The 25158-nt window shown below is 37.3% G+C and carries 15 protein-coding genes; 4 read left to right on the top strand and 11 right to left on the bottom strand.

Annotation, left to right across the window (positions count from 1 at the left end):
• Positions 1-49: 49 nt before the first annotated feature.
• From RRY75_RS02270 to RRY75_RS02260, 3 genes are read right to left on the bottom strand one after another with little or no spacing between them, the layout of a single operon-like run.
• Positions 50-1366: an alpha-L-fucosidase gene (locus RRY75_RS02270; protein ID WP_332492249.1), complete on the bottom strand. Its 1317-nt coding sequence runs from the start codon at positions 1364-1366 to the stop codon at positions 50-52.
• 3 nt (positions 1367-1369) lie between these two features.
• Entirely contained in the window at positions 1370-2395 is a 1026-nt protein-coding gene (locus RRY75_RS02265) for a glycoside hydrolase family 18 protein (protein ID WP_332492241.1), read from the bottom strand.
• A gap of 52 nt (positions 2396-2447) precedes the next feature.
• Positions 2448-3878 carry an alpha-L-fucosidase gene (locus RRY75_RS02260; protein WP_332492240.1) on the bottom strand — a complete coding sequence of 477 codons (1431 nt, stop codon included), beginning with the start codon at positions 3876-3878 and terminating at the stop codon, positions 2448-2450.
• Between the two features lie 194 nt (positions 3879-4072).
• Here RRY75_RS02260 and RRY75_RS02255 point away from each other — a divergent pair, with 194 nt between their 5' ends.
• Together RRY75_RS02255 and RRY75_RS02250 are read left to right on the top strand one after the other, a co-directional pair.
• Entirely contained in the window at positions 4073-5725 is a 1653-nt protein-coding gene (locus RRY75_RS02255) for a DUF4091 domain-containing protein (protein ID WP_332492239.1), read from the top strand.
• 12 nt (positions 5726-5737) lie between these two features.
• On the top strand, positions 5738-6988 hold the full coding sequence (locus RRY75_RS02250) for a Gfo/Idh/MocA family protein (RefSeq protein ID WP_332492238.1): 1251 nt from the start codon (positions 5738-5740) through the stop codon (positions 6986-6988).
• Positions 6989-7088: 100 nt separating this feature from the next.
• On the opposite strand, the gene RRY75_RS02245 is transcribed toward RRY75_RS02250, so the two are convergent.
• The 8 genes from RRY75_RS02245 to RRY75_RS02210 all read right to left on the bottom strand — a co-directional run bounded on the left by RRY75_RS02245 (position 7089) and on the right by RRY75_RS02210 (position 20729).
• Positions 7089-8585, bottom strand: coding sequence for a sulfatase-like hydrolase/transferase (locus RRY75_RS02245; RefSeq protein WP_332492236.1), 1497 nt, complete (start codon positions 8583-8585; stop codon positions 7089-7091).
• A gap of 233 nt (positions 8586-8818) precedes the next feature.
• Complete coding sequence (locus RRY75_RS02240) at positions 8819-10903, bottom strand: alpha-N-acetylglucosaminidase (RefSeq protein ID WP_332492234.1); 2085 nt, start codon at positions 10901-10903, stop codon at positions 8819-8821.
• Between the two features lie 18 nt (positions 10904-10921).
• A complete protein-coding gene (locus RRY75_RS02235) occupies positions 10922-12880 on the bottom strand; it encodes an alginate lyase family protein (RefSeq protein ID WP_332492232.1) in 1959 nt (652 codons plus the stop codon).
• A gap of 9 nt (positions 12881-12889) precedes the next feature.
• The gene (locus RRY75_RS02230; protein WP_332527751.1) at positions 12890-14629 is read right to left on the bottom strand and encodes a KHG/KDPG aldolase/sugar kinase fusion protein; all 1740 of its coding nucleotides are present in this window, start codon (positions 14627-14629) and stop codon (positions 12890-12892) included.
• Positions 14630-14642: 13 nt separating this feature from the next.
• Complete coding sequence (locus RRY75_RS02225) at positions 14643-16820, bottom strand: ABC transporter transmembrane domain-containing protein (protein WP_332492228.1); 2178 nt, start codon at positions 16818-16820, stop codon at positions 14643-14645.
• A 24-nt stretch (positions 16821-16844) separates the two neighbouring features.
• Positions 16845-17303 (bottom strand): DUF1854 domain-containing protein, encoded by a 459-nt coding sequence (locus RRY75_RS02220; RefSeq protein WP_332492226.1) that lies wholly within the window; start codon positions 17301-17303, stop codon positions 16845-16847.
• Positions 17300-19552 carry an ABC transporter ATP-binding protein gene (locus RRY75_RS02215; RefSeq protein ID WP_332528199.1) on the bottom strand — a complete coding sequence of 751 codons (2253 nt, stop codon included), beginning with the start codon at positions 19550-19552 and terminating at the stop codon, positions 17300-17302. Before RRY75_RS02215 ends, RRY75_RS02220 begins: the two co-directional genes overlap by 4 nt.
• A gap of 16 nt (positions 19553-19568) precedes the next feature.
• Positions 19569-20729, bottom strand: a complete 1161-nt coding sequence (locus tag RRY75_RS02210; RefSeq protein WP_332492222.1) for a glycoside hydrolase family 88 protein — start codon at positions 20727-20729, stop codon at positions 19569-19571.
• A gap of 237 nt (positions 20730-20966) precedes the next feature.
• Between RRY75_RS02210 and RRY75_RS02205 the strand changes: the two genes are divergently transcribed.
• Positions 20967-22691 (top strand): glycoside hydrolase family 35 protein, encoded by a 1725-nt coding sequence (locus RRY75_RS02205; protein WP_332492220.1) that lies wholly within the window; start codon positions 20967-20969, stop codon positions 22689-22691.
• 74 nt (positions 22692-22765) lie between these two features.
• Positions 22766-25105 carry a glycoside hydrolase family 95 protein gene (locus RRY75_RS02200; RefSeq protein ID WP_332492218.1) on the top strand — a complete coding sequence of 780 codons (2340 nt, stop codon included), beginning with the start codon at positions 22766-22768 and terminating at the stop codon, positions 25103-25105.
• The last annotated feature ends 53 nt before the right edge of the window (positions 25106-25158 follow it).

Raw genomic sequence — 25158 nt, 5'->3', positions numbered from 1 at the left:
TTCTAGTTCAACATTTCTAGTTGTTCATTTCTCTTCTATTATAAACAATTTAGTTATGTGTCACAACTGCTCCCGAACCACCATACATGTCAATTTCATCCTCAAGCTCAACCTTTACAACCGTAATATGCTCATGTGCATCTTCTGGTGTAATATTAATCCATGTTGTCCCTGGGATGTTGAACCAAGGCACACCACCATGAATTACATGGGTTAACTCTTTACCAGAGTGTACTACACTAATACGTTTAATAGGTGTTGAAAGCCCCTTTAAGCATAAGCTTTCTTGTGGTGTATCATGTACGAAAAGATAAAGTGTTTTCTTATCTTTTGAAAGGGTACTCCCACCCGCCCAGTAACGTGGCATAATGCCTTCTTCTGTATCAAATACAGCTTCTTCATGCTCATGGATCCATTTACCAAGCCCAAGTAAAATTTCTTCTTGTTGTGGTGGAACCGTACCATCTTCCATTGGTCCAATATCTAAAAGCATATTTCCGCCCATACTAATACAGTCTGTAAACATTCTAAGAATTTGTTTTAATGTTTTGTAGTGTGTATCTCTTGGTTGGTAACCCCATGATCTATTGATTGTTGTACAGAATTCCCATGCACCTTCTGGACGTGTAATTGGAATACCTTGTTCTGGAGTTTTGTAGTCCCCATGTCCGCAAAAACGTGAGTTGATGATAATATCTTCGTTGAAGCTTTGTAAATAGGTCTTAAACTCCGGTAAGCCCCATTGCTGCGCACTTCTTTCCCAGTCTCCATCAAACCAAAGTAAATCTACTTGACCATAGTTAGTAAGCAGTTCACCAAGTTGGTTACGGTTAAATTGAATAAAGTTTTCCCACCTTGCTTCATCTTGTATACCATCTGTTGGACCGGTGTACTTATTCATACTTGTTAAGTCTTCTGGTACTTGTCCACCTGGGTATACACTAGCATAGTCTGGATGTGACCAGTCAATAAGTGAGAAGTATACACCTGTTCTAATGCCTCTTTTTTGAATCGCTGCATTAAACTCTTTTACAATATCTCGTTTTGCTGGAGAACGTTTCACTACACTTAAATCACTATATTGTGTATCAAACATCGCCACACCATCATGATGTTTTGAAGTGAGTACTGCATAACGTGCGCCTGACTTTTCAATAAGATCTGCCCATTTATCTGCGTCAAAGTTCTTAGCTGTAAACCCATTTAATTGATCTAAGTATTCTTCATGTGTTAATCTATTGTGATAGAAAGACCAAGATTCTGATACGCCTTTTACAGCGTAAATTCCATAGTGAATGAAAATTCCTAATTTAGCATCTGTAAACCATTGTTGCATTGTCTTATTCTCCTTATTAAAATCATTTATTACCTATTGCTCAATTTCGTGTCTCATTACACCTGTTAAGGTTCTTGTTGTATCTGTGCAGTATTCCCAGTACATAATCCCTGCTAATTTCTTTTCTTTCATATACGCTATTTTATGATGAATAGATTCTGCATCATCATAAGAAATAAAAGTATCTCCATTAAATAAATAAGGTGCTTTAGCTACATCATCCCAATATCTTATAAAACCATTTTTGTTAACATATTCGTTTACAAGTTTGCAATAGCTTGGTCCATATGTCCCTACTGTTTGCGCCATTTGCAAGAAGCCATGATCCACATCTGGCACACCTTTCCACATTCTACTATAGAAGGCTACTCCTATTACAATCTTATCTGCTGGCACACCTGCTTGCATAAAGTCATCTACTGCCTCAGCTGTACTAAAATCAAACAAATCAAGTTCTGAAGGATATAAGTTAGTATGGTGTCCAGTAAGCACTTGGAAACCACCTCTTAAATCGTAAGTCATTAACTGTACATAGTCTAAGTATTTAATAGCCTCAGCCATTTCTACACCTTTTAAATAGTACTTTCCTCCTCCTGCTGCAATCGTTAGCATATAGGAAGTATCTACTGTATCAAGCGTTTCTCTAATTTCTTTCAGTAAAAGTGTAAAGTTTTGTTTGTCTTCTCTACAGCCTTTAATACCTGCCACTGTATAAGATGGATACTCCCAGTCTAAGTCAATCCCATCTAATCCATACTCTGTAATCCATTTTAATGCACTGTTTGCAACAGATTTTCTACTACCTTCAGTCTCTGCTGCTTCAGAAAATCCACCAGCACTCCATCCACCTATAGATAGAACAAATTTAAGTGTTGGATTAAGTTCTTTTAAACGTTCCATTTGCTCTACAACATCAAAAGTTCCCCATACGATAAGGTCATTTTGAATGTGTCCAAAAGCAATGTTAATAATGTCTAAATTTCTTGCATCCTCATTTGTTACCGTCTTTAAATCTTGTGTGTGGACATATCCGATTAATTTTTCTTTGTTTAAACTCACTGTAATTATTCCCCCGTCATTGTCTTCTAGTTAATTTACTGTCTTCTTATTATTAGTTTGCTTCATAGATTCCTACAAATTTAAGTGTAGGGTAGATTCTTGAATCTGTAATACGCACTTCAATTTTTTCTGTTGTAACAGCATCAAATTTACAAATACGTCTTGAACCTACTACTGTACTTGTATAGACTTTCTCCATTTGACCCTTTTGCTCTGCCCAAACTTCAAAACTTTCAATACGTTGACTTTCTGTAAGTTGTTCTTGTAAAACAACGTGATTAATCACATAAGCTTTATCAAATTCAAAGCTTAAAGTAACTTGTGCTTGATTCGTTGCTGGCTTGAAATATGTGGTATCTTGTGTTAAGACATTTTCCACTGCATAAGCTTCTTGTGTCTCACAATTTGAACTTACTTTACTTGTTGGTGCTACATTTGATGCAAATGCTGCTTGAATATACTGACCAAGCTCAGCTAAACGTTTTGCATCATTTTCATGAATAAGCCCTCTATTATCTACTGGAATATTGAGAAGTAAAGAAGCATTGCCACCTACAGAGTTGTAGTAAATTTCTAAAAGTTTTTCTAAACTCTTTACTTGGTCATCTTCATGTTTATGGTAGAACCAACCCGGACGAATAGATGTGTCCACTTCAGCAGGATACCAAATAAAGTCTTTCTCATCTTTTAATACTTCTTGACTACCTAGATCTTCGTCTAAAGACGTAATAGGTCTTTCTCTAAAGGCTTCATCATCTGCTTGTTGTGAGTTTTCTGCCACATAACTCGTATCTGCCAAACGACTTGGCACAACATTCCATTCAGATGTTCTGCAATGTCCTGCCTCATTACCACACCATCTAATGTCTGGTCCTGAAATGTTAATAACTGCATTGGGTTGAAGCTCACGGATACATGCATAGTATCTTTTCCAATCATAAATTTGTTTTTTACCATTCGGACCTTCTCCACATGCTCCATCAAACCACACGCTAAAAATAGGGCCATAATTAGTTAAAAGCTCTGTCATCTGTTTGATGAAATAGTCATCATATCTTTCTGAATCTCCATAGGCTTCATTATTTTGATCCCATGGTGAAAGATATACACCAAATTTCATATCATATTTTTGACAAGACTCAGATAAGGCCTTAACAATGTCACCTTTACCCTTTTGATAAGGACTGCTTTTGATACTAAACTCGGTATATGCACTTGGCCATAAGCAGAATCCATCATGATGTTTACAAGTTAAAATAACTGCTTTCATTCCAGCACTTTTAATAGTTTGTACCCATTGATCTGTATCTAGTTCAGAAGGATCAAACTTAGCTGGATCTTCTTTACCATTCCCCCACTCACGATCATAAAAGTTATTAATTCCAAAATGAATAAATGCATAAAATTCTAGTTCGTGCCAATCAAGGTGTCTTTGAGTAGGTACTGTACTTACCAAGCGCTCTAATAGTGTATTTTGTAACATTTTCTTACCTCCTAGAATGTGTGTTATTTCTATTTTACTATGATTCCAATAAAAAAACAGTAAAAATTTTTATGTTTTTAATATTTTTTTGCCTATTTTTTTATTGACGCTTAATTTTTATACGATTATAATCAAGATAAGCTATTATTATAAATTTTGTACAACTAAAAAAGATATTAAGGAGATACTTTTATATGTTATCTACAATCTTGCTTTCATCTTTAGAAAAAGTTTTACCTACCCAACAACCTGTTTCTACATTTGTAGAACAACCATCTATTTTAAAAAATGAGTCTTTCAACTTCCAAATTGCTTATCAAAGCACAGAACACGCTTGGCTCTGGAGAGGTCCCGTTACTATTTACGTGGACTCTCCTCTTGCAACTGCTATTACCATTAAATCTGTTGGTCTTGTACCTTCTAACTATCCAAGTCCACCAAACCCTGACCAAGATTACCTTACAAGTATGCCAGGTCTACTTCCTGATGTACTTGAACCATTAAAAGAAAACAAAATTAAAATTTTACCTAACCAATGGCGTAGTCTATGGTTTGAAGTAGACGGTTCTACAGAACTTCCTGCAGGTAACCATCCTATTACTATTGTACTTAAAGATGCAAGCGGTACAGAAGTAAGCCGCCAAACTTTCAACTTAGAAGTTATAGATGCCGCACTTCCAAAACAAACACTTGTACATACCGAATGGTTCCATACCGACTGCATAGCTAACTTCTATCAAGTGGATGTATTCTCTGAAAGATATTGGGAACTTGTTGAATCCTTTATGCACACAGCGAGCAAACATGGTATCAACATGATCTTAACTCCTCTATTTACACCTCCTTTAGATACTGAAATAGGCGGTGAACGTCTTACTGTTCAACTTATTGATGTAACTGTAAACAACGGTGAGTATAGCTTTAACTTTGACAAATTAGGTCGCTGGATTGAAATTGCTCAACGTGTAGGGATTGAGTACTTTGAAATGTCACATCTTTTCACTCAATGGGGTGCTTTTGCTATTCCTAAAATCATGGCTACTGTAGAGGGTCAAATGACTCAAATCTTTGGTTGGGATACATTAGCTAAAGATCCATCTTACAAAGTATTCTTAGACACATTTTTACCACAACTTACTACCTACCTTGAAGCTCATGACCTCAAAGATAAATGTTACTTCCATCTTTCTGACGAACCTGGTTTAGATCAATTAGAAAACTACAAATTTGCTTGTAGTCTAGTAGAAAAACATTTAGAAAATTATCCTATTATTGATGCGCTTTCTAACTTAGAATTCTACCAAACAGGTGCGCTTAAACATCCAATTCCAAGCAACGACCATGTTCATGCCTTTATTGATGCAGGCGTACCAACTCTTTGGACATACTACTGTTGTGCGCAAGCAGATCAAGTAAGCAATCGTTTTATGGCACTTCCAAGCTTCCGCAACCGAATCATCGGCTTACAACTATTTAAATATGATATCGCAGGTTTCTTACAATGGGGCTATAACTTCTATAACTCACAATTCTCTAAAGAAGCTATTAATCCTTACTGCGTAACTGATGCAGGTTCAGCCTTTCCTTCTGGTGATGCTTTCTTAGTTTACCCTGGAGCAAATGGACCTGTAGAGTCTATTAGACTTAAAGTGTTTACAGAAGCTCTTTACGACTTACGTGCGATGCAGCTCCTTGCTTCACTCACTTCTAAAGATCATGTGTTAAGGCTTATGGAAGCTTCTCTTGAGACTCCTATTACTTTCTCAAGCTACCCTCATGATGCTACTTATCTTTTAGACTTTAGAAGTACTCTTAACAAAGAAATTTCAAAACACCTTACAAATTAAAGGAATTTAACCATGAAAACTACTCTTAATATCGGATTAATTGGTGCAGGCGCTAGAGGATGTGGCCTTCTCGATGGCGTTATTTTACACATGAATGATATCAATGTCATAGCAGTATGTGATACCTATTCTGACCGTGCAGAAGGTGCAGCAAATAGAATCCAAGAAACGCATGGTAATACGCCTGTCGCTACAACAAACTACAAAGAGATTTTAGCAATGCCTGAAGTAGATGCCGTTGTTATTACAAGTGCTTGGATGGGCCATATTCAAATCGCCATCGAAGCCATGGAAGCGGGTAAATATGTTGGCTTAGAAGTAGGTGGCGCTTACTCTATCGAAGAATGTTGGGATCTTGTTAAAGCTTACGAAAAAACAGGTGTACCTTGTATGATGCTTGAAAACTGCTGTTATGGCCGTGAAGAACTTATGGCACTTAACATGGTGAAAAAAGGTATCTTTGGAGAAGTTGTTCACTGTCAAGGCGGCTACCGTCACGATCTTAGAAGTGAAATAGGCTATGGAAAAGAAAATAGGCATTACCGCTTAGTCAACTATGCAAACCGCAACTGTGAAAACTATCCAACTCACGAAATTGGTCCTATTGCCAAAGTTTTAGACATTAACAGAGGCAACCGCATGCTTTCTCTTACTTCTATGTCTTCTAAGGCAAGAGGCATGAATGCTTTCATTCAACAGCATAAATCTGACGATACTGAACTTATGCATACACATTTTGAGCAAGGTGACGTCATCACAACCATGATCAAATGTGTACATGGTGAAACCATTGTCATTACTTTAGATACAACACTTCCTCGTGCTTACTCTAGAGGCTTCCAAGTACAAGGTACAAAAGCTATCTTTATGGAAGACAATATGTCTCTCTTCTTAGATGGAGAACATAATGCCTATGACTTCAAGTGGCAAGAACAATGGAACAATGTAGAAAAATATAGAGAGCAATACGACCACCCACTTTGGAAACAATTTCTTAAAGAAGGTGTACAAGGTGGACATGGTGGCATGGACTGGCTTGTTCTTAAAGCATTCTTCGAATGTGCAAAAGCCGGTACTGAAGTACCTATCGATGTATACGACATAGCTTCTTGGATGTGTATCAGCACTCTATCTGAGCAATCCATTGCCCTTGGCAGTCAACCTATTGCAATCCCTGATTTTACTAATGGAAGATGGATGGTGCGGGAAGAAGAACCTGCTAGTAAATATTGCTTAAGTTATGTATGTGATGAACTTTATTAACACCTAGTACCTATAGATCAAAACAAAAGGCACAAAACCCGAAATGGTTTTGTACCTTTTATTTTGATTTCTCTTTTATCTTACTTCTTTAGCCATTTTATTATTGTGTAAACACAGTCTTACCCTTTTTATAAATACCACATTTTTCAAGTTGTCCATTTCCTTTGACAGGCTCGCCCTTGCCATCTACTTTTGGATCTGCATATTTATAGTACCAAGTTTCTAGTCTTGCCAACAACTCTTCTCGCTTAGCTCGATGCTCTGGAGACTTCACTAGGTTAATCTTTTCTTGTGGGTCATTTTTAAGGTCGTAGAGTTCATGATCTCCATAGGGATAACGATGAATATACTTCCATTCTTTTGTACGAATCATTCGTGTTGGGCCATATTCATCCATAATGATAATTTCCCCTTGATCTACGGGCTCTTCACTTTTTAATACAGGTAAGAAACTTCTGCCCGGTAGTTCGGCCAAGTCAATGTTGTGATCCACTTGAAGGTAATCTAATAAGGTTGGCATAATATCATAGTGACTGACAAGTTCATCCTTTACTTGCCCTCCTTTAATACCCCTTGGATATCTTAAAAGCCCTGGCACTTTTACAGCTGTATCATACATATTCATTGGAAAAGTTCCATTACCTTTTCCAATGATGCCGTGTTGACCAACACTCATACCATTATCCCCTGTAAAGAAGATAATGGTATCCTCTGCTAAACCTTGTTCATCTAAATAATCTAGAATTTCCCCAATCCCTTTATCCATAGCTGAAATAGCAGCATAATACCCTCTTAAACTATATTCCTTAGCTTGTTTCATTTGTTCTTTTGTATGTGAATGATATGGCCCCCATGGATGCCCTTCCTCATCTTCTACGGATTCAAATGGACAATTTTCATAGAGACTATAAAATTCTTCTGGATGCTCAGACTTATCCCAAGGTGCATGTGGCGCAGTATAATGTACACTTAAGTAAAATGGTTCTTCTTTGTTCTTTTGTGTTTCTAAAAAATCCATAGCTTTATCTGTAATATGATCTGTCAGATATTTACCTTCTGGCAAAATGTCGAACTTGCCATCTTTAAGTACTGCTGCATTGTAATAATGGTCCCCACCTAAGGCAATAGTTTGCCAGTAACTAAATCCTAATTGTGGTGTTGCACTATCACCTAGGTGCCACTTCCCACTTAAACCACAAGTATAGCCTATCTTAGTCAAAATCTCTGTGAAACATGTGTGGCCTTCTAAATAGTTAATTGCATGATCCCCTTTTAATTGCTGTGTAATCCACGAAAACTTAGTTTCAACCTTCTCTTTATACATTTCTTGCAAAAGAGCCTCACTCGCATCCGATTCATTTGCATGTCCTTTGCTAATCCAGTCATGCACTCCATGTTGCGAAGGAATTTTACCTGTAAATAAGGATGCCCTTGCCGGAGAACATACCGGAGATGCACAAAATAGGTTCTCAAAGCGAATTCCACCTTGTGCAATACGATCTAAATGAGGTGTTTGAAGTTCTTTGTTCCCCGCACAACCTAATGCCCAATGTCCATGATCATCTGAAATAATAACAACAATATTTGGCTTTTTCATTTCCATCCTCTTCCTTATCTTCTTTTTATAGCAGTCCTACCTATTCACAAAAACAGTTGATGCACTATTTTCGCTTAACTAAACCTCTATCTTCATTTACATAGGCTATGCATACATTTTTGCAATATATGAACACCATTATCATTTAAGTTAATCATCTTACAAGCTAACCTCCATCTAACTCTAAATATATTGGATTATATAATCCAACACCCCGCTTTCAAACAAAACATTTAATAAAAATAGTTTTGTTGAATACTCTCTATAATACCTTTTAAATCACCCCTTGGTTTAATTGGATAAACATTATGACTATTTGTCCATTCTTCTTCCATAGCATACCAATCTATTTCTACTTCTAGCATATTCGTCATTAAAGCTTCTTGGAGTACTTCAAAGTATTTCTTCCACCTTCTAGAGTAGAAGTCTTGTGTCAACCCACCCCACTGACGATGCGCATAATCTCTAAGAGATTTAGACCCCGCCTCATTAGCCCAAAGGGTGATAATTGTTCTTCCATTCCACTCTAAGTAGTCTTGTTCAGCTTCTGTTTGTCCTAAACTTCTAGCATTTGCTAGATAAGTTCCTAGTAAAAAGTCTGGGTGTGCACTCAGAAGCTCATCCATTTTGAAAATCATTTCTAAAAATTTATTGCTTTCTCTTTTAAAACCTTCTAGATCTCTCATTTTGAAGGCCTCTACCCATTTGGCATATTGTATACGTCCTAAGTCAGATAATGCCTGTCTTGTGACATCTACCATATCATATAAATAACCTTCTGAACCCTTTAGTATGTCATAGCCTTTAAAGAGTAACTCACTTGCAAGCACCACATCTTGAATAGGATAGTAGTAATTCTTAGGTCCCCATGTTGAAACACTATCTATATCTAAACGAGGTCGCGCACAAAAGATACTTTCCATTCCACCTTCTTGTCTTCTTGTACAGTTATAAATACTTTCTTTTAAAAGTTGCCAAGCTTGAGTCGCAGCTTCTGTTGGTTGTCCATATCTTCTTATAATGTATGCCTCTAACCATTCATCTAGTCGAACTTCTTCTTTGTCCCAACTACTATCACAAAGCAAATCCCATACTACAGGATTGTTTTCTATACCTTCCATAGTCATACCAATCCCTAACATTTGCCCAGACTCTGGATGCCCACATGCCTCTAAGTGAGCATTAGCCGTCGCCTGTAAGTTTCCATAAATTCCGTTTTTTCCACCAAAGTTACCCAAAACACACCATAACCAAGGTATACCATTGAAGCCTTTTCTAGCTTTCCAAGTAGGCGCAGACTCACACCACAAATCTAAAATAAGGGAATGGGATTTATCTAAAGCACTAAGAGTTACATCATCAGGATTTTCACCCCAACTTTGCAGTACCCAAATAGCCTGCTTATCATGGGCTAGCATAGTTTGTTGGATGGACTGTATGCAATCTTTTATATCTAGCCCTGCTCTATTGCCCCCTTCATGGAATGGATCTGTACAGTAGAAGTGACTTTCCACCTCAAAAATTTCTTTTTGTTTACGGTAAAATATTTCTGCTACTTGCTCAAAAATAGCTGTTCCTGGAATGAGCAGATCTGGTCGGTCTAAATCACACCATAGTCCTTGGTCTAATGTGTGACTACCTTGATATTTTGTTTTAAAGTTTTTAGGAATCATACCGCTGTACCCTTGCATAGCAGGTGTAATTCCTAGTTCTTTCATACGTTCATGAATTTTTTTAGCGAGGGCAACACGTTCACTAAACCAATGGTCTGTATGTTCACTTCCCCAACCTTCAATATTTTGCATCCATTGCCACGGCATAAAGGCTGGCCCACAAATAAATGCTTTAGCTTCTTCATTAGTGTAGCCAAGCTCTAACAAAGTCTGTCTCCATACTTCCTCATGTCCCACTAAACTCAACACTAGATTAATGCCATTTAGTGCCATCCAATCTAATTCTTGCTCCCATCTTTCCCAGTCCCAAAAAACCATAGAATACCCATAAGTACAATAATTCAAATAATATTTATAAGTATACGGCGTCTCCTTATACACTGTTCCATCAATAACAGGCCAAGGCTCTTTTGTCTGTTTCTGACTGCCACACCATGTAATATTCATATTAAGATAGTGCTTCATATACCAATGTACCCCTGATGCCGCAGCTAACACATTAGATGCCTTAACTTGTATCTGATTTTCTATAGTGGACAGTTCAAAATAGTCATGAGCTGTCTTTCTATCTTCTAAGTGAATGGCAAATTTTGAGGCCGTATCTACATCTAATACCCTACTTATTAAGCTTTTTATCTCTTTCATACTATATCTCTCCTATTGCTACCATATCATGGTATGAATTTTTTGTTGTCCATCTTGTTCTTTAATTAATGCAACACGTCCATAGACATCTCGGCCTTCTACTACCATTAAGTGTCTATACGCCTCATCATGCTTGACTACTAATGTATAGGCTGTGTTTCCATAAGTAATCTTGAATGCCTCTACATGTTCATCTCCTTGAAGGCGCTGTCCTTCCGTATAAATAGGCACACTCTCTACTTTGTGCGCGCTAATGCCTGCTTTATCCTCTAAGACTATGACCGTTGTAATCATTGTACTGCCTTCTTGTTTAGTTGTAGTCCGTAAAACTTCTTGTTTTTGTATATGATTATACGTTTTAGAAGTTTGCATTTCCAATTTTTCTCTAAGGTTTGGTTGAAGTTGATGGAACGTTGCTTGCACCTTCTCACCTTTAAAGATCACTTGTTCACCTATTTCTAAGCTACCTTCTCCAAAGTGGAAATACTGTTGATACTTATGTGTGCCTTTTGTTATAAATTCATCCACAAGCACAACAATATTAGGTTTAATTACAATCACCTTACGATTAACAAACACTGAACTATCTAAATCCATATACCCAAGATGAGCACCTTCCACATAATCATATTCAGCATGGGTTACAAAATCCCTTTGTACATGTGGTGCTACCTTGCTATATCCCCAAGTGTCTGTAATCTGTGTAAACTCTGTGTCATCTATTACTACCGTATTATGTGCTTTAGCATTTTTAAGTTGGAAGCGTTCCTTAGTATTGGTATAAGTATAGCGTCCTTGATCTGTTATAACATCTTCCCCTAAGTAGCTAATGTCTACGTGCAATAAGTCCACATGTCCATGTCCACCACCTAAGTTACCACATTTAAAATGAACGTATAAACTGTCCTCATCCCAACTTTCTCGCATACAGTAGTTCCCGCTAGCTGACAAAGCTTTGCTACGCTCAGCTGGATATTCACCTTTTAGAGCATCATAGACTGCTACTCCCTCCATGCCTATATCCCATATACTTTCAAAATCCACTTGGCTATAGCCAAGCGCTTTAAATGCCATATCTTTATACAAATAAGCTGCTCTTACTAAGATATCTCTTAAATCCATATCATCGCTATCTCCATTAGATAGTTGATAGTGATTGGGTTTGGTCATATAAATATGTGCCTCTACCATTTTCATCACACGCTTATGAAAATTCTCACTGAATACAATATTATTGTTTTTAGCACAAATACCTACATCTATAAAGGCTCTTAAAACTTCGTTATGATAAAGTTGAGATTGCTCCCTATGCACACCATCTGCTAATACTTGTAGGTTGATAGCACTTTCCAAACGCTCTTTAGCTGCACTTATGTATGTTGCATTCCCTAAAAATACACCGGCTACAAATAAACCATGATTTTCAATAACACCCCAGTTACTCAAATGTCTAAAGTCATCACTATGCGCTAGGATATGTTGGGCTTGTTGATCCAAGCTCTCTCTAAGACATTTTTCAAGATTTTCATTCCATAGTGGACTCATGCTAAAAATCTCATAAGCCTTAACCCAGTTTTCACACCTTAGACCTGTCTCAATGGTTCTCCATGTTGTCTGTTTGCTAGCCTCTGTAAGTGGACTATACTCTATCCAATGAGTCAATAAGTGAATAAACTGTGCTGTATACTTTTCATCCTGTGTCAGCGCATAGGCTTGTGCTAGTGTAATAAAGCAATGATGACGATTCATAGCATAAACCCACTCTGGGTCTCCAGCAGGAATATGATCCCACACAATATGCCCATCTTCAAACGTTACAGGTTCATACGTTCTTTCCAGTTCCCACTTACTCTCAAACAAGAAAGTATGTCTTAGAACATCTTCTGCTACTTTTAAATTTAATGCTATATCTTCCTGCATATTTGTTTTGCAGTAGTCTACAATATGTTGTATGTCTTTTCCTATATATGTTTTCATCTCATCACCTCATCGTTGTACAAGCCCTAGGCCATCACCTGTTGCAAGTGCTTCTACCTCTCCTTTTGATACATAATTGAAATCACCTTCTATTGTATGCTTCAAACATTCTGCTGCTGCTCCAAACTCTACAGCCTCCTGTGGTCCATACTCATTAGCCCTTGCATAAATAAGTCCTGCCGCAAAAGCATCTCCACCTCCAACACGGTCTACAATATGCATTGGATAACGTTTTGCAAAGTAACTTTGCCCATCTTGATATAACATGGCTGAAAGGTTGTTGTCACTAGCTGAAAGAGACTCACGAATCGTAAGTGCTATCTGCTTAAACCCATATTTATTTGCCATTTGGCTAGCTAATGCACATAAGTTTTCTTCTTTAGTCCCTTCACTAATAGGAGTTACTTCTAAGATATCACTTGCATGATGTTCATTAGTAATACATACATCTACATACTTCATAAGTGCTTGAAGGGTTTTTCTAGCCTCCGTTTTAGTCCAAAGCTTTTCTCTATAATTTAAGTCACACCACACTGTAATATCCTTTTCCTTACACTTTTTGCATACTTCTAGACAAAGACGTGCTATATGTTCTCCTAGTGCTGGTGTAATGCCTGTAATAAAGAAATGCTGCACATTTTTCAAACTTTGTTCCCAATCAAAGTCCTCCTCACACGCTTCACTTATTGAAGAATGTGAACGGTCATAAATGACTTTAGATGATCTTTGAGAAGCACCTTTTTCCAAGAAGTAAATTCCCATACGTTCTCCACCTCTTGCAATAGAACTTGTATCCACACCAAACTTTCTCAGTTCATTTATTGCACTTTGAGCCACTTCATTAGTTGGTAACTTTGTGATAAACTTAGATTCCATTCCAAAATTTGCAAGTGCTACTGCTACATTAGCTTCTGCCCCACCAAAATGTGCCGCAAAATCTCTAGCTTGTTGGAATCTTAAATACCCTGGTGTAGAAAGCCTTAAAAGGAGTTCACCAAAGCTTGCAACCCCCTTTGCCACTTTCTCACAGCTTTCCACTGTTTTATTCACTACATCTATCTCACTCACTGCTACTTCAGCAACAGTATTTGCTTGCATCACTACTTCTCGTGTTGGTTTGCTTGCTTGTATACGTTCAACTGCTTTCCTTGTTAATGCTTCTATCTCACCAAACTGTTTATCACTAATTAGTGATTCCTTTACCATCCAACTACCACCACAAGCTATAACACTTTTACACTCTAAGTAGTCATCAAGTGAATCTTCTGTTACACCTCCTGTTGGCATAAATCTTACTTGTTGGTAAGGCGCAGCTAACGCTTTAATGGTATGAATACCCCCAAGTTCCTTTGCTGGGAAGAACTTCACGACTTCTAATCCACATTCAATCGCTCTTTCAATATCCGAAGCGTGAGAGCACCCCGGTAAAATAGGAATACCTTTTTCTAGACAATACCTCACCACTTTTTCATTAAACCCTGGTGCTACCACGAAAGCCGCACCAGCTTCAATAGCGTCATCCACTTGTTTTGTTGTAAGCACTGTACCTGCACCTACTAATAGTTCAGGTACTTCTTTTGTCATTTTTGCAATAGCCTCTCTAGCACAAGCTGTTCTAAAAGTCACTTCTGCCACAGGTAGGCCTCCCTTGCACAATGCTTGTGCAAGAGGAACCGCATCTTCTATATTGTTAATCTTCACTACCGGTACCAATTTAAGTTGTTCAATTTGGTCTAAAACCCTTCTCATGTCTTAACCCCCATTACTGTTTCATGTGTGTTGTTTGCTTTTGTGCCATAACTAACTTATAGTAAATGCCTTGGTTTTTAATAAGCTCCTCATGAGTTCCCATCTCTGCAAAAGTTCCTTTATCAAGCACTAAAAGTCTATTAGCTTTTTGCAATGTAGAAAGTCTATGGGCTATAGCAAAAGTGGTCTTTCCTTTTGTTAATCTTTCTAAAGCTTCTTGAATTTTCTTCTCTGTCTCTGTATCAAGTGCAGAAGTCGCCTCATCTAGAATTAAAATTTTGGGATTATGTAGAACAGCTCTTGCAATGGCCACACGCTGACGTTCCCCCCCTGAAAGCGTATGTCCCTTCTCACCAACAACCGTATGATATGCATCAGGAAGTTTTACAATAAATTCATGAGCATTAGCAATTTTAGACGCTTCTATAATCTCTTCTAAAGTTGCTTCTGGCTTAGCATAGCGAATATTATCAAGCACCGTTCCTTCAAAGAGGAAGGTCTCTTGGAGTACAACGCCAATCTGTCCCCTTAAGGCTTGTTGTGAAAACTCTCTAATGTCGATACCATCTATCTTAATCTGACCATCTGCTACGTCATACAACCTCATCAATAAGTTAATAAGTGTAGATTTACCCGCTCCAGAGTGACCTACAATCCCTATCATTTCACCTGCCTTGACTTCAAATGATACATTTTTTAGAACAGGCTCATATACTTTATATCCAAAACTTACTTTGTCAAAAACAACATCGCCTACAATTTCTTTCTTAATTGGCTCATCAATTTCTTCCATTTCACAATTTTCTTCTAGTAATTCAAAAACCTTACCTGCACTGACAAAGACATCCGCAAACACCCTTGGTAATTGAATTGCCCATCTAAGTGGTACATAAATCATTGTGATATAAGTGGTGTACTGTATAAGTTGCCCGAGCTGCATCTTGCCACCTAATACAAGATAACCACCTAACCATAAGACTAAGAATTCACCCATTCCCATCAAGTATCCAATATATGGATAAAACTTAGACCATAGTGTTTCTGCACTAATCATAGACTCTTTCACTTGGTCTACATGTTGGGTATACTTATCAATTTCAATCTGCTCATTTCCATAGGCTTTTACAACACGTATTCCACTTAAAATATCATGGAGTACGCTACTAGCCTTCTCATGCTTACGCCATTGTTTCCAGTATCTAAGCCCCATTTTATCTTGCATCTTAGTCACCGCATAAAGTACGGGTGGCAAAGGTATTAGAACAAGCAATGCTAATCGATAATCCATAACAAAGAGTAAGATAGTAAGTACAATCAATGAGAAAATACGATTAATCGCATCTCTTCCATAGTTTGAAATAAACTCTTGAATCTTCTCTGTATCACTATTAATACGATTCATCAACTCCCCTGGCGTACGTTTGGAAACCGTACTCAAGGAAAGTTCTTGAATCTTCATAAAAACTTGGTTACGCAAATCTCTGGAAATACTATTAGAAAGCACATTAGTAAACTTCATAACGAAGCGCTCGCATATTGTAATCGTTACAAACACTGTAAGATATACTAATAATAAAATCACAAGATCGGGTATATTAGCATTTTTAGGCACAATGTAATCATCTATAATAACACGCATAATATATGGATTCACAATCCATAACATTTCTGTTATCAAAGTTCCTATTAAAGAGTATAAAAATACTTTTTTATACTCTTTACCAATCTTAAAAATTTTCATCAGTACTTTCACTTTACTCTGACACTTAAAGCACATTTTACTTCCATTTAAAAGTGGGAAGCCACACTTTGGACACATGTATTCTTCTTGGTCTTCTTCATAAGGGGTATGCTTACCTGATTTATTGTAGTATTCTAAAAGTTTAGCAAGCTCCACATAACGTTTAAACCACTTAGGTTTAAACCCACAAATCATCCGTTCTTCCTCATCTACAGTAGCTATAAAAAGTCCGCTTCCCACAAGCTGTTTGGCTTGATAATCTTTCATATCCTTTAGCGCAAAGCTAGTCTTTAACTGTTGCTCCTCAAAAAGATAAAACTTAGTTTCAGATACAACCACATACCCCTCTACACCTTCCCCTTGAAAGCTTAAATCAAAAGGCAAGGCATAGAGTGCCTCTTCTTCTAGCTGGCGCTCAACTTCTACTGGAAGTTCAAATTTCAATCTCATATTTTTTCTCCCTCTAAACGCTCGTTATAAAAATACATCTAGCTTTTGCTTACTTAATTGGTCTAATGTATTAAAGTCACTTACTCGGTATTTATTGCCTTCTACATCTGTAATACTTAAAATTGTATTTTTAATCATACGAATGTTGCTCACAAAGTCTGCAATACATACTTCTTTCTGTCCTGCCGTTGTCTCAATATCTACATATAAGAAGCCCATCTTTTCCTTCACTTGATTGACCTTAGTGATTTCAGGCATATAGTATTTGTAACTTAAGTACTCAAGTACTAAAGTACGTTCTTTTTCTCTTAGTTCATCTAAATCTTTCAAAATAGTAATCTCTTGATTATCCTTATCTAAAAAAGCTATGTAATTTCTTTCGTATTGATAAGGAAAAAGTCTTACTACATTGACCTTTTCATAGCTTTCCCCATCTTTTGTGACTCTTAAAAAACCACTTGGTAACTTCTCTATTGTAATCATACGCCTATACTCCCCTCTTCCATAAACTTAATTGCTTCTGCTTGAAGTTGATATAAATCATAATACTTGCCTTCTTTGGCTATTAGCTCCTCATGGGTTCCTTGTTCTAGCAACTTCCCATCTTCAATAACTGCAAGTTGGTCTGCATCTCTAAGGGTAGACAATCTATGAGCAATAGCAATAATTGTACGTCCTTCTTTAAGCTCATCAATCGCTTCTTGAATCTTTCTTTCAGTCTGTGTATCCATCGCTGATGTTGCCTCATCTAAGATAAGCACCGAAGGTTTTTGCAAAATAGCTCTAGCAATAGAAAGACGCTGTCTTTCTCCTCCAGATAAACCTACACCACCTGCTCCAATAATCGTGTCATACGCATCTGGTTGTTTCACAATAAACTCATGGGCATAGGCTGCTTTAGCCGCCTCTATGATTTGGTCCATAGTTGCATCTGGGTTTGCATAACGAATATTATCTGCTATTGTCCCTACAAATAAATAAGTCTCTTGAGATACAATTCCTACATGACGTCGTAAATCGTGATTTTTAATTTCTTTGACATTGATTCCATCAATTAAGATTTCTCCATTCGTTGGGTCATATAGTCTTGAAATCAAATGAATAATAGTAGATTTCCCCGCACCTGTCTTGCCAACAATACCAAACATTTGCCCTGCTTTTACTTTAAGAGAAATTTCCTTAATAATAGGACGTCCCACTTCGTATTCAAAGCTTACTTCTTTAAGCTCTACGGAATCCCTTATTCCATCTAGTGCTACAGGGTTTTCACTTTCTGTAAGGGTTGGTACAGTATCAATAATTTCAAACATTCTGGCTGCTGCATCCATACAGTTTGCCCATCTGTTTCCAATATTGGCAAAGAACATAACAGAGCTTTCTATCATCCCTGTATAAGAAAAGAGTATATACAAACTTCCTAGTGTTAAGCTTCCAAAAATAATAGAGAAAGCTCCAATAGCAAGTACTGCTACATTGGAAAATCTAGCTATAAAACGCACCTTTGGCATCATATAAGCTGTACGATTACCAATTTGGTAACTCACATGATAGAAGTCCTTGTTCTTCTCATCATATCTTCTAATTTCTTCATCTTCCTTAGCAAAAGCCTTTACAACCCTTTGACCATTTAGAGATTCACTGACTACCGCCTGTGTACCCTTTACTGCACGATGTCTTCTACGCCAAAGTTTTCTTTGCTTCATTCTAAATTCTTTTAAAATAATTGTGATAAGAATAACCGACCCAAACATAACAAGGGTAATCTCTACACTAATCCATAGCATAATACCAAGTAAGCCTACTATGGTTACAAAACTTACAATGCCATAAGGCAGTACATCTACAAAGAACCAATAGATATTCATCGCATCATTTTCTACTCTGGTCATTAAAGAGCCTGTTTGTTTACTAGAGAAAAAGCTCACTGGTAGTGTCTGAAGCTTAGAGAAAATCTCTACTTTAATATCTCTTGTAATCTTCGGTGTAATACGTGCTAAAATCAACCCATAAACCATAGAGAGAATAACCCCTATTAGTTTTACAAGTGCAATCAAAATGACAATGAGTGTAATCTTTCCATACCAGCTTCCACCATCGGTAAGTACCTCATCATAGAGAAGTCTCGTGCTAAAATACGGTGCAATTAAGTTAAACACTGTACTCAGCGTAATCATCAGCATGACTGTAACAAACTCTTTTTTGTAGTCTAAGTACTTCTTAAGAAGACGTTTAAATGTAGTTTGCTTATCTAAGCAATTTGGACACACTTTTCTTTCCTGATTAGGGTATCTAGTATGACACACTGGACAGTGAGTATGTAAGCCCTCTAAAAGCGTATCATCTATTGCTTCATGATTTTTAGTCTTCAACAAACGCTCTTTGAACTTCTCAAAGGTATCTGTCATCCCTAATGAAAATCGAACAAGAGGGCGTTCCTCATTCTTGGTCTCCATGAGTAGTACTGCTGTTGTACTATAACGATAAATGCTCACATTCGTTATTTCACTCATTGGAAGAGACTCATAAGAACATACTTCAAACTTTTCTTCATCTATTTTTTCATAGCCTTTTAAGATATAAAGGTGCTCTACGTCAAAAGTCATATGGACATCTATGTAGCAGCCTTCCTCATCTAAATCCGCTTTGGCACAATAGAGTAATCTATCTATTTTAATGCCTCTTTGAACAAACGCTTCTTCCACATACCAAGGCATTTTATAAAAATATTTCAACTTTTCTCCCCCATTTCTACCAATACAGTTGCCAATCTTTAAGCAACCTTACAATGGCTTCAATATAATAGTAGTCACCCCATACGCTACATTCATCTACACCATTATCTCGAACAGTATTATATGGAGATTGTTTGGCATAAGTGCTATGTAAAAGCTGTCCATTAGACTTAGCTGGGGGTTTTACTGCATAATTGTTTACTAAGGATTTGAGTATTTTCTTAGCTACCGATGTATAGTACGCAGCTTCTTCTGTTTCTAAGTATTTACTCATCTCTAGCATTCCACACACAGCAATGGCTGCTGCTGAAGAATCTCGTGGCTCCGTACTTCCATCTGTAAAATCAAAATCCCAGTACGGTACTAAGTCTTCTGGAAGATGCTTAATAAAGAAGTCTGTCACTTGTCTAAACAGTACTTTATAGTATTCATCTTTTACATACTTGTAGCTTAAGGCAAGACCGTAAACACCCCATGCCTGCCCTCTTGCCCAAGCTGAGTCATTTTTATAACCTTGAGCGGTTACACCTCGTACACCTTCTCCTGTCTCTTTATCAAAATAATAGGTATGGTAAGTAGAATGGTCTTCTCTCACAACATATTTCAAACACGTTTTAATATGTTTCGTTGCAATCTCTTGATACTTCTCATCTCCTGTAACTTCTGTTGCCCAGTATAAAAGAGGTAAATTGAGTAGACAATCTATAATCAAACGATAGTTATCGCTAGCCCCAAGTTCTCCCCAAGCTTGAATAAATTCTCCCTTTTCATGGAACCTGCTCATCAAATTATCTGCTGCAAGTAACGCAGCTTCTTTACCCGTTTCAGAACCTACTAATTTATAGGCCGCTACACAAGATAAAGAATACAAAAAGCCCATATCATGATGGTCCACTACTACACGATTTTGAATACGTGCAAGAAAGCTATCCACCTGTTTAAGGGCTACGTCTTTAAACTTTTCATTTCCCGTCATTTCATAAGCTAACCACAACTCTCCTGTATAAAATCCTTCAGTCCAATCGTAATTACCTGTTCCTACATAAATTCCATTTTCACTTACACACTTTTTGAACTTTTCTCCTAATCCTTCCACTGCAGTCCTTGTTTGTGTAATACAACAATCCATAGCATCTTGAAGTTCTTTTTGTGAAATCTCTAGACTACCTTCTAGCATGTTGCTTCTCCTTATAATATTTTTAGTATTTTTTTACCCAAGCCCTTTTTATGTCTTTTCTATGTTGTCTTAAATAATCTTATTAAAAATAATTATAAAATAAAATTTACAATATACTTTCGTTTATATTATACTATAACAAGATAAAAAATATATACCTAAAGTTGTTTTTTGTCTAGTAAAAATATTAAATATTTTTACTAACTATAATATTGACTTTTAGAAAGGACTTCAAGAATGTTATCATTAACGAACCAAGAACAACCTATTATAAGTGGTGCAATCCACTACTTCAGATTACTTAAATCCGACTATAAAGACCGTTTACTTAAACTTAAAGCCTGTGGCTTTAACACGGTTGAAACTTATGTACCTTGGAATCTTCACGAACCTCAAAAAGATGAGTATGTATTCGACGGTCATTTTGACTTAGAGTATTTCTTAGAAATTGCTAATGAATTAGATCTTGCTGTAATCCTTCGCCCAGGCCCATATATTTGTTCTGAATGGGATTTTGGTGGCCTTCCTGCATGGCTTCTTCAAGATAGAAACATGGTACTTCGCTGCTATGATGAAATGTATTTAAAACATGTAGATGACTGGTTTGATGCCCTCATTCCACGTATCGTCCCATTCCAATCTACCAAAGGTGGTCCAATTATTGCTGTTCAAGTAGAAAATGAATATGGCAGCTACGGTGATGACAAACAATACCTTAACCACATTAAAGATGGCCTTATTTCACGCGGTGTAGATGTACTTCTTTTCACTTCTGATGGTGGTCCAGACCATATGCTTACAGGTGGTACACTTCCAGATGTATTTAAAACTGTAAACTTCGGTTCAGACCCTGACTGGAACTTTGCTCAACTAAAAAATCGTCAGCCTGACCTTCCTGTAACTTGTATGGAATTCTGGGATGGTTGGTTTGACCATTGGGGCAAAGAACATCACACACGCCCAAGTCATGAGGTTGTAAATGTATTAGAAGAAATGATTCGTCATCAAGCACATATTAACTTCTATATGTTCCACGGTGGTACGAACTTTGGCTTCTACAACGGTGCTAACTATTATGATCATGATGGTGGATATCTTCCTACTGCTACAAGCTATGACTACTGCGCACTTCTTACTGAAGCAGGTGATATCACAGAAACTTATCTTAAAGTTCGCGAATGTCTTGAAAAGCATTTTGGCGAAATCCCTTATGCCATTCCAGCTAATACAGTCAAAAAAGCTTATGGCAAAGTAAACTTTGAAAAACAAGCCTTACTCTTTGACAACTTAGATAACCTATCTACTAAGAAGTTCTCTGCTAATGCACGCAATATGGAACACTTTGGTCAAGACTATGGTTATATTCTTTACCGCAAACAAGTTGAAGGTCCTCGTCAAGAACTACATCTTGGTCTTCTAGAAGTACGTGATCGTGCACAAATCTTTGTAGACAACAAAGAACTCGGTGTTTATATGCGTGGTGAAAAGCAAGCGCTATCCTTCCCGATTCCAAAAGATGGTGTTCAGCTTGATGTCCTTATAGAAAACTTAGGACGTGTCAACTACGGCCCACGACTTAAAGATTATAAAGGGGTATCTGAAGGCATTACACTCGGTGGTTGCTTCACTTTCGGTTATGATATCTATAACTTAGATATGAAAGATTTATCCAAAATAGACTTTAAAAATGAAATTACTAACACAGATAAACCTTGTTTCTATCAAGCTACACTTATGGTAAATGAAGTAGCTGATACATTTATTAAATTTGAAAATCTAACAAAAGGTTTTATTACTATTAATGGTTTCAACATTGGTCGTTATTGGAATATAGGACCACAAGAAACCTTATTTGTTCCAAGTGGTCTACTTAAAGTTGGTGCCAACGAAATTACCATCTTTGAACAACATAATACTAAAGAACCAAACATAGAGTTTATAGATCATGCTATCCTTGGCTAGTAGTCTCTATTTATAAATAAACTTAGAAGAAACTACTTTTATCATATCATTTCAATTTTAGGAGGATCTCTATAATGAATACACTTAAACTTTGGTACAAACAACCTTCACCAACTTGGACCCATTCTCTACCTCTAGGAAATGGACACTTAGGTGCCATGGTAGACGGCGGTATTTCCGAAACTCACTTTTTACTTAACGAAGATACCCTTTGGTCTGGCTATCCACGTAACCTTCATATTGTTGAAGATGCTTCTATCTATGAAGAAGCTAAAAAGGCTACTTTAAATCAAGATTATGCTACAGCTGAAAAAATACTAGAGGAAAATCTTCTTGGTGATTGGACTCAAGCTTACTTACCTCTAGGCGACTTATCACTTAGCTTTGACTATCCTGAAGCCCAATGTACTACTGATTACACACGTACATTGAATCTAGAAACAGCTACACATCTTACAACTTATCGTATAGGCGATACACTTATTCATCAAGAATCTTTTATAAGTGCCCCTCACGATGCACTCTACATTCATGTTTCAAGTAGTACGAAAGGCTTCTTATCTGCTCATATCAAGCTCACAAGTCCTCTTAAGTCTCACACTGTTGCTACTGGCAACACGCTTCACTTAGATGGACTTGCACCTTCTCATATAGAACCCAGCTATGTTCACTGCCCACCTGAAGAAGGTGTACTCTACTTTGAAGAAGCCGAAAAACGTGGCATGCGCTTCGGAAGCTACGCTACACTATCTTCTATAGATGGAACCATCACTACTACTGAAGATACACTACACATTACAGGTGCTACAAGTTTCACCTTAGTCCTAAGTGCCAAAACTAGCTTCAACGGTTCTTTCAAACACCCTTATTTAGAAGGAACAGACTATAAAGCTTTACTTACTTCTACATTAGCACATGCTCTATCTGTAGATTTTGATGCTGCTAAAGCTGTACATGTACAAGACTATACACATTACTTTAATCGTATGACGCTTACGCTTCCTACACACACAAATGAAGCTTTACCTACCGACCTACGCCTCAAAACCTTCTTAGTAGATAAGTCTGACACAGGTCTTGCATCACTTCTTTTCCACTACGGACGCTACCTCATGCTTTCAAGCTCCAGGCCTGGTACACAAGCTACTAACTTACAAGGCATTTGGAATCAAGACCTCCGTGCACCATGGAGTTCAAACTATACTGTAAACATTAATACCCAGATGAATTACTGGCCTGCTGAGTCTTGTAATCTCTCTGACATGCATACACCTCTCTTTGACTTAATCAAAGATATTAGTGTATCGGGTCAAGAAACTGCAAAAAAATACTATAATGCTTCTGGATTTGTAGCCCACCATAACATTGACTTGTGGCGTCAAACAACACCTGTTGGTAATCACGGAGTACATAGCAGTTCTTACGGTTTTTGGAACTTAAGCAGTGGCTGGCTCAGCACTCACCTTTACCAACACTACCTATACACTTTGGATACTGCTTTCTTAAAAGAAATTTATCCTATATTAAGAGAAGCCGCTCACTTCTATAGCGACTTACTCATACAAGATGAAAACGGATATTACTTCTTACCAATGTCTACATCTCCTGAAAACTCTTTTGACTATGAAGGCCAACACCTTAGCGTATGCGAAACAACCACAATGACTTCTGGCATTGTTAAAGAAACTTTCCAAAACTGCCTAGATGCTTTATCTATCTTAGGTGAAGAAGACGAACTTCAAGCAACTCTCTCACATCAACTTGCTCACTTTCTACCTTATAAAGTCAGCGAGCGAGGTACACTCCTTGAATGGTGCCACGACTTCACAGAGACAGAAATTACACATCGTCATGTATCTCACCTTTATCCACTCTTCCCAGGAAAAGAATTCAGTTTCCACTCTACACCACAACTAATGGAAGCTTGTAAGCAAAGCCTTCTTGTTCGTGGAGATGATGGTACAGGTTGGAGTCTTGGCTGGAAGATCAATCTCTGGGCTAAATTACGTGATGGCAACCATGCCCTTAAACTCATTGAACGTCAACTCCATCTAGTGGATATCACTGCAACTGAAATGCATTACGGTGGTGGCACCTACACAAACCTTTTTGATGCTCATCCACCTTTCCAAATTGATGGAAACTTTGCAGCAACTTCTGGTATTACTCATATGTTAGCCGAAAGTCACTTAGGTCAAGTTTATCTATTACCTGCACTACCTGATAAATGGCATACCGGTGTAATGACTGGTTTCAAACTCAAAGGGAATATCACACTCGATATGCATTGGGAAAACATGATGCCTACAAAAGTTACTTTTACCACACCTATTACCCAAACATTGACAGTGCACCTACATAATGTATCAAAAGAAATTCAATTGGTTGCAAACCAACCTTATATTTTTAGTTAGTAACCTATGCCCTTCACTTATTTAAATGCATTTTATAAAAAGGAGCTTACACC

The organism is Niameybacter sp., assembly GCF_036655075.1.
Classification (GTDB): Bacteria; Bacillota; Clostridia; order Lachnospirales; family Cellulosilyticaceae; genus Holtiella.
This window is presented reverse-complemented; position numbering and strand designations above follow the sequence as displayed.

Excerpts from the sequence above, each read along its gene's own strand:
- RRY75_RS02260 (WP_332492240.1), bottom strand. The coding sequence starts at position 3,878 with ATGTTACAAAATACACTATTAGAGCGCTTGGTAAGTACAGTACCTACT.
- RRY75_RS02255 (WP_332492239.1), top strand. The coding sequence starts at position 4,073 with ATGTTATCTACAATCTTGCTTTCATCTTTAGAAAAAGTTTTACCTACC.
- RRY75_RS02250 (WP_332492238.1), top strand. The coding sequence starts at position 5,738 with ATGAAAACTACTCTTAATATCGGATTAATTGGTGCAGGCGCTAGAGGA.
- RRY75_RS02245 (WP_332492236.1), bottom strand. The coding sequence starts at position 8,585 with ATGAAAAAGCCAAATATTGTTGTTATTATTTCAGATGATCATGGACAT.
- RRY75_RS02240 (WP_332492234.1), bottom strand. The coding sequence starts at position 10,903 with ATGAAAGAGATAAAAAGCTTAATAAGTAGGGTATTAGATGTAGATACG.
- RRY75_RS02235 (WP_332492232.1), bottom strand. The coding sequence starts at position 12,880 with ATGAAAACATATATAGGAAAAGACATACAACATATTGTAGACTACTGC.
- RRY75_RS02230 (WP_332527751.1), bottom strand. The coding sequence starts at position 14,629 with ATGAGAAGGGTTTTAGACCAAATTGAACAACTTAAATTGGTACCGGTA.
- RRY75_RS02225 (WP_332492228.1), bottom strand. The coding sequence starts at position 16,820 with ATGAGATTGAAATTTGAACTTCCAGTAGAAGTTGAGCGCCAGCTAGAA.
- RRY75_RS02220 (WP_332492226.1), bottom strand. The coding sequence starts at position 17,303 with ATGATTACAATAGAGAAGTTACCAAGTGGTTTTTTAAGAGTCACAAAA.
- RRY75_RS02210 (WP_332492222.1), bottom strand. The coding sequence starts at position 20,729 with ATGCTAGAAGGTAGTCTAGAGATTTCACAAAAAGAACTTCAAGATGCT.
- RRY75_RS02205 (WP_332492220.1), top strand. The coding sequence starts at position 20,967 with ATGTTATCATTAACGAACCAAGAACAACCTATTATAAGTGGTGCAATC.
- RRY75_RS02200 (WP_332492218.1), top strand. The coding sequence starts at position 22,766 with ATGAATACACTTAAACTTTGGTACAAACAACCTTCACCAACTTGGACC.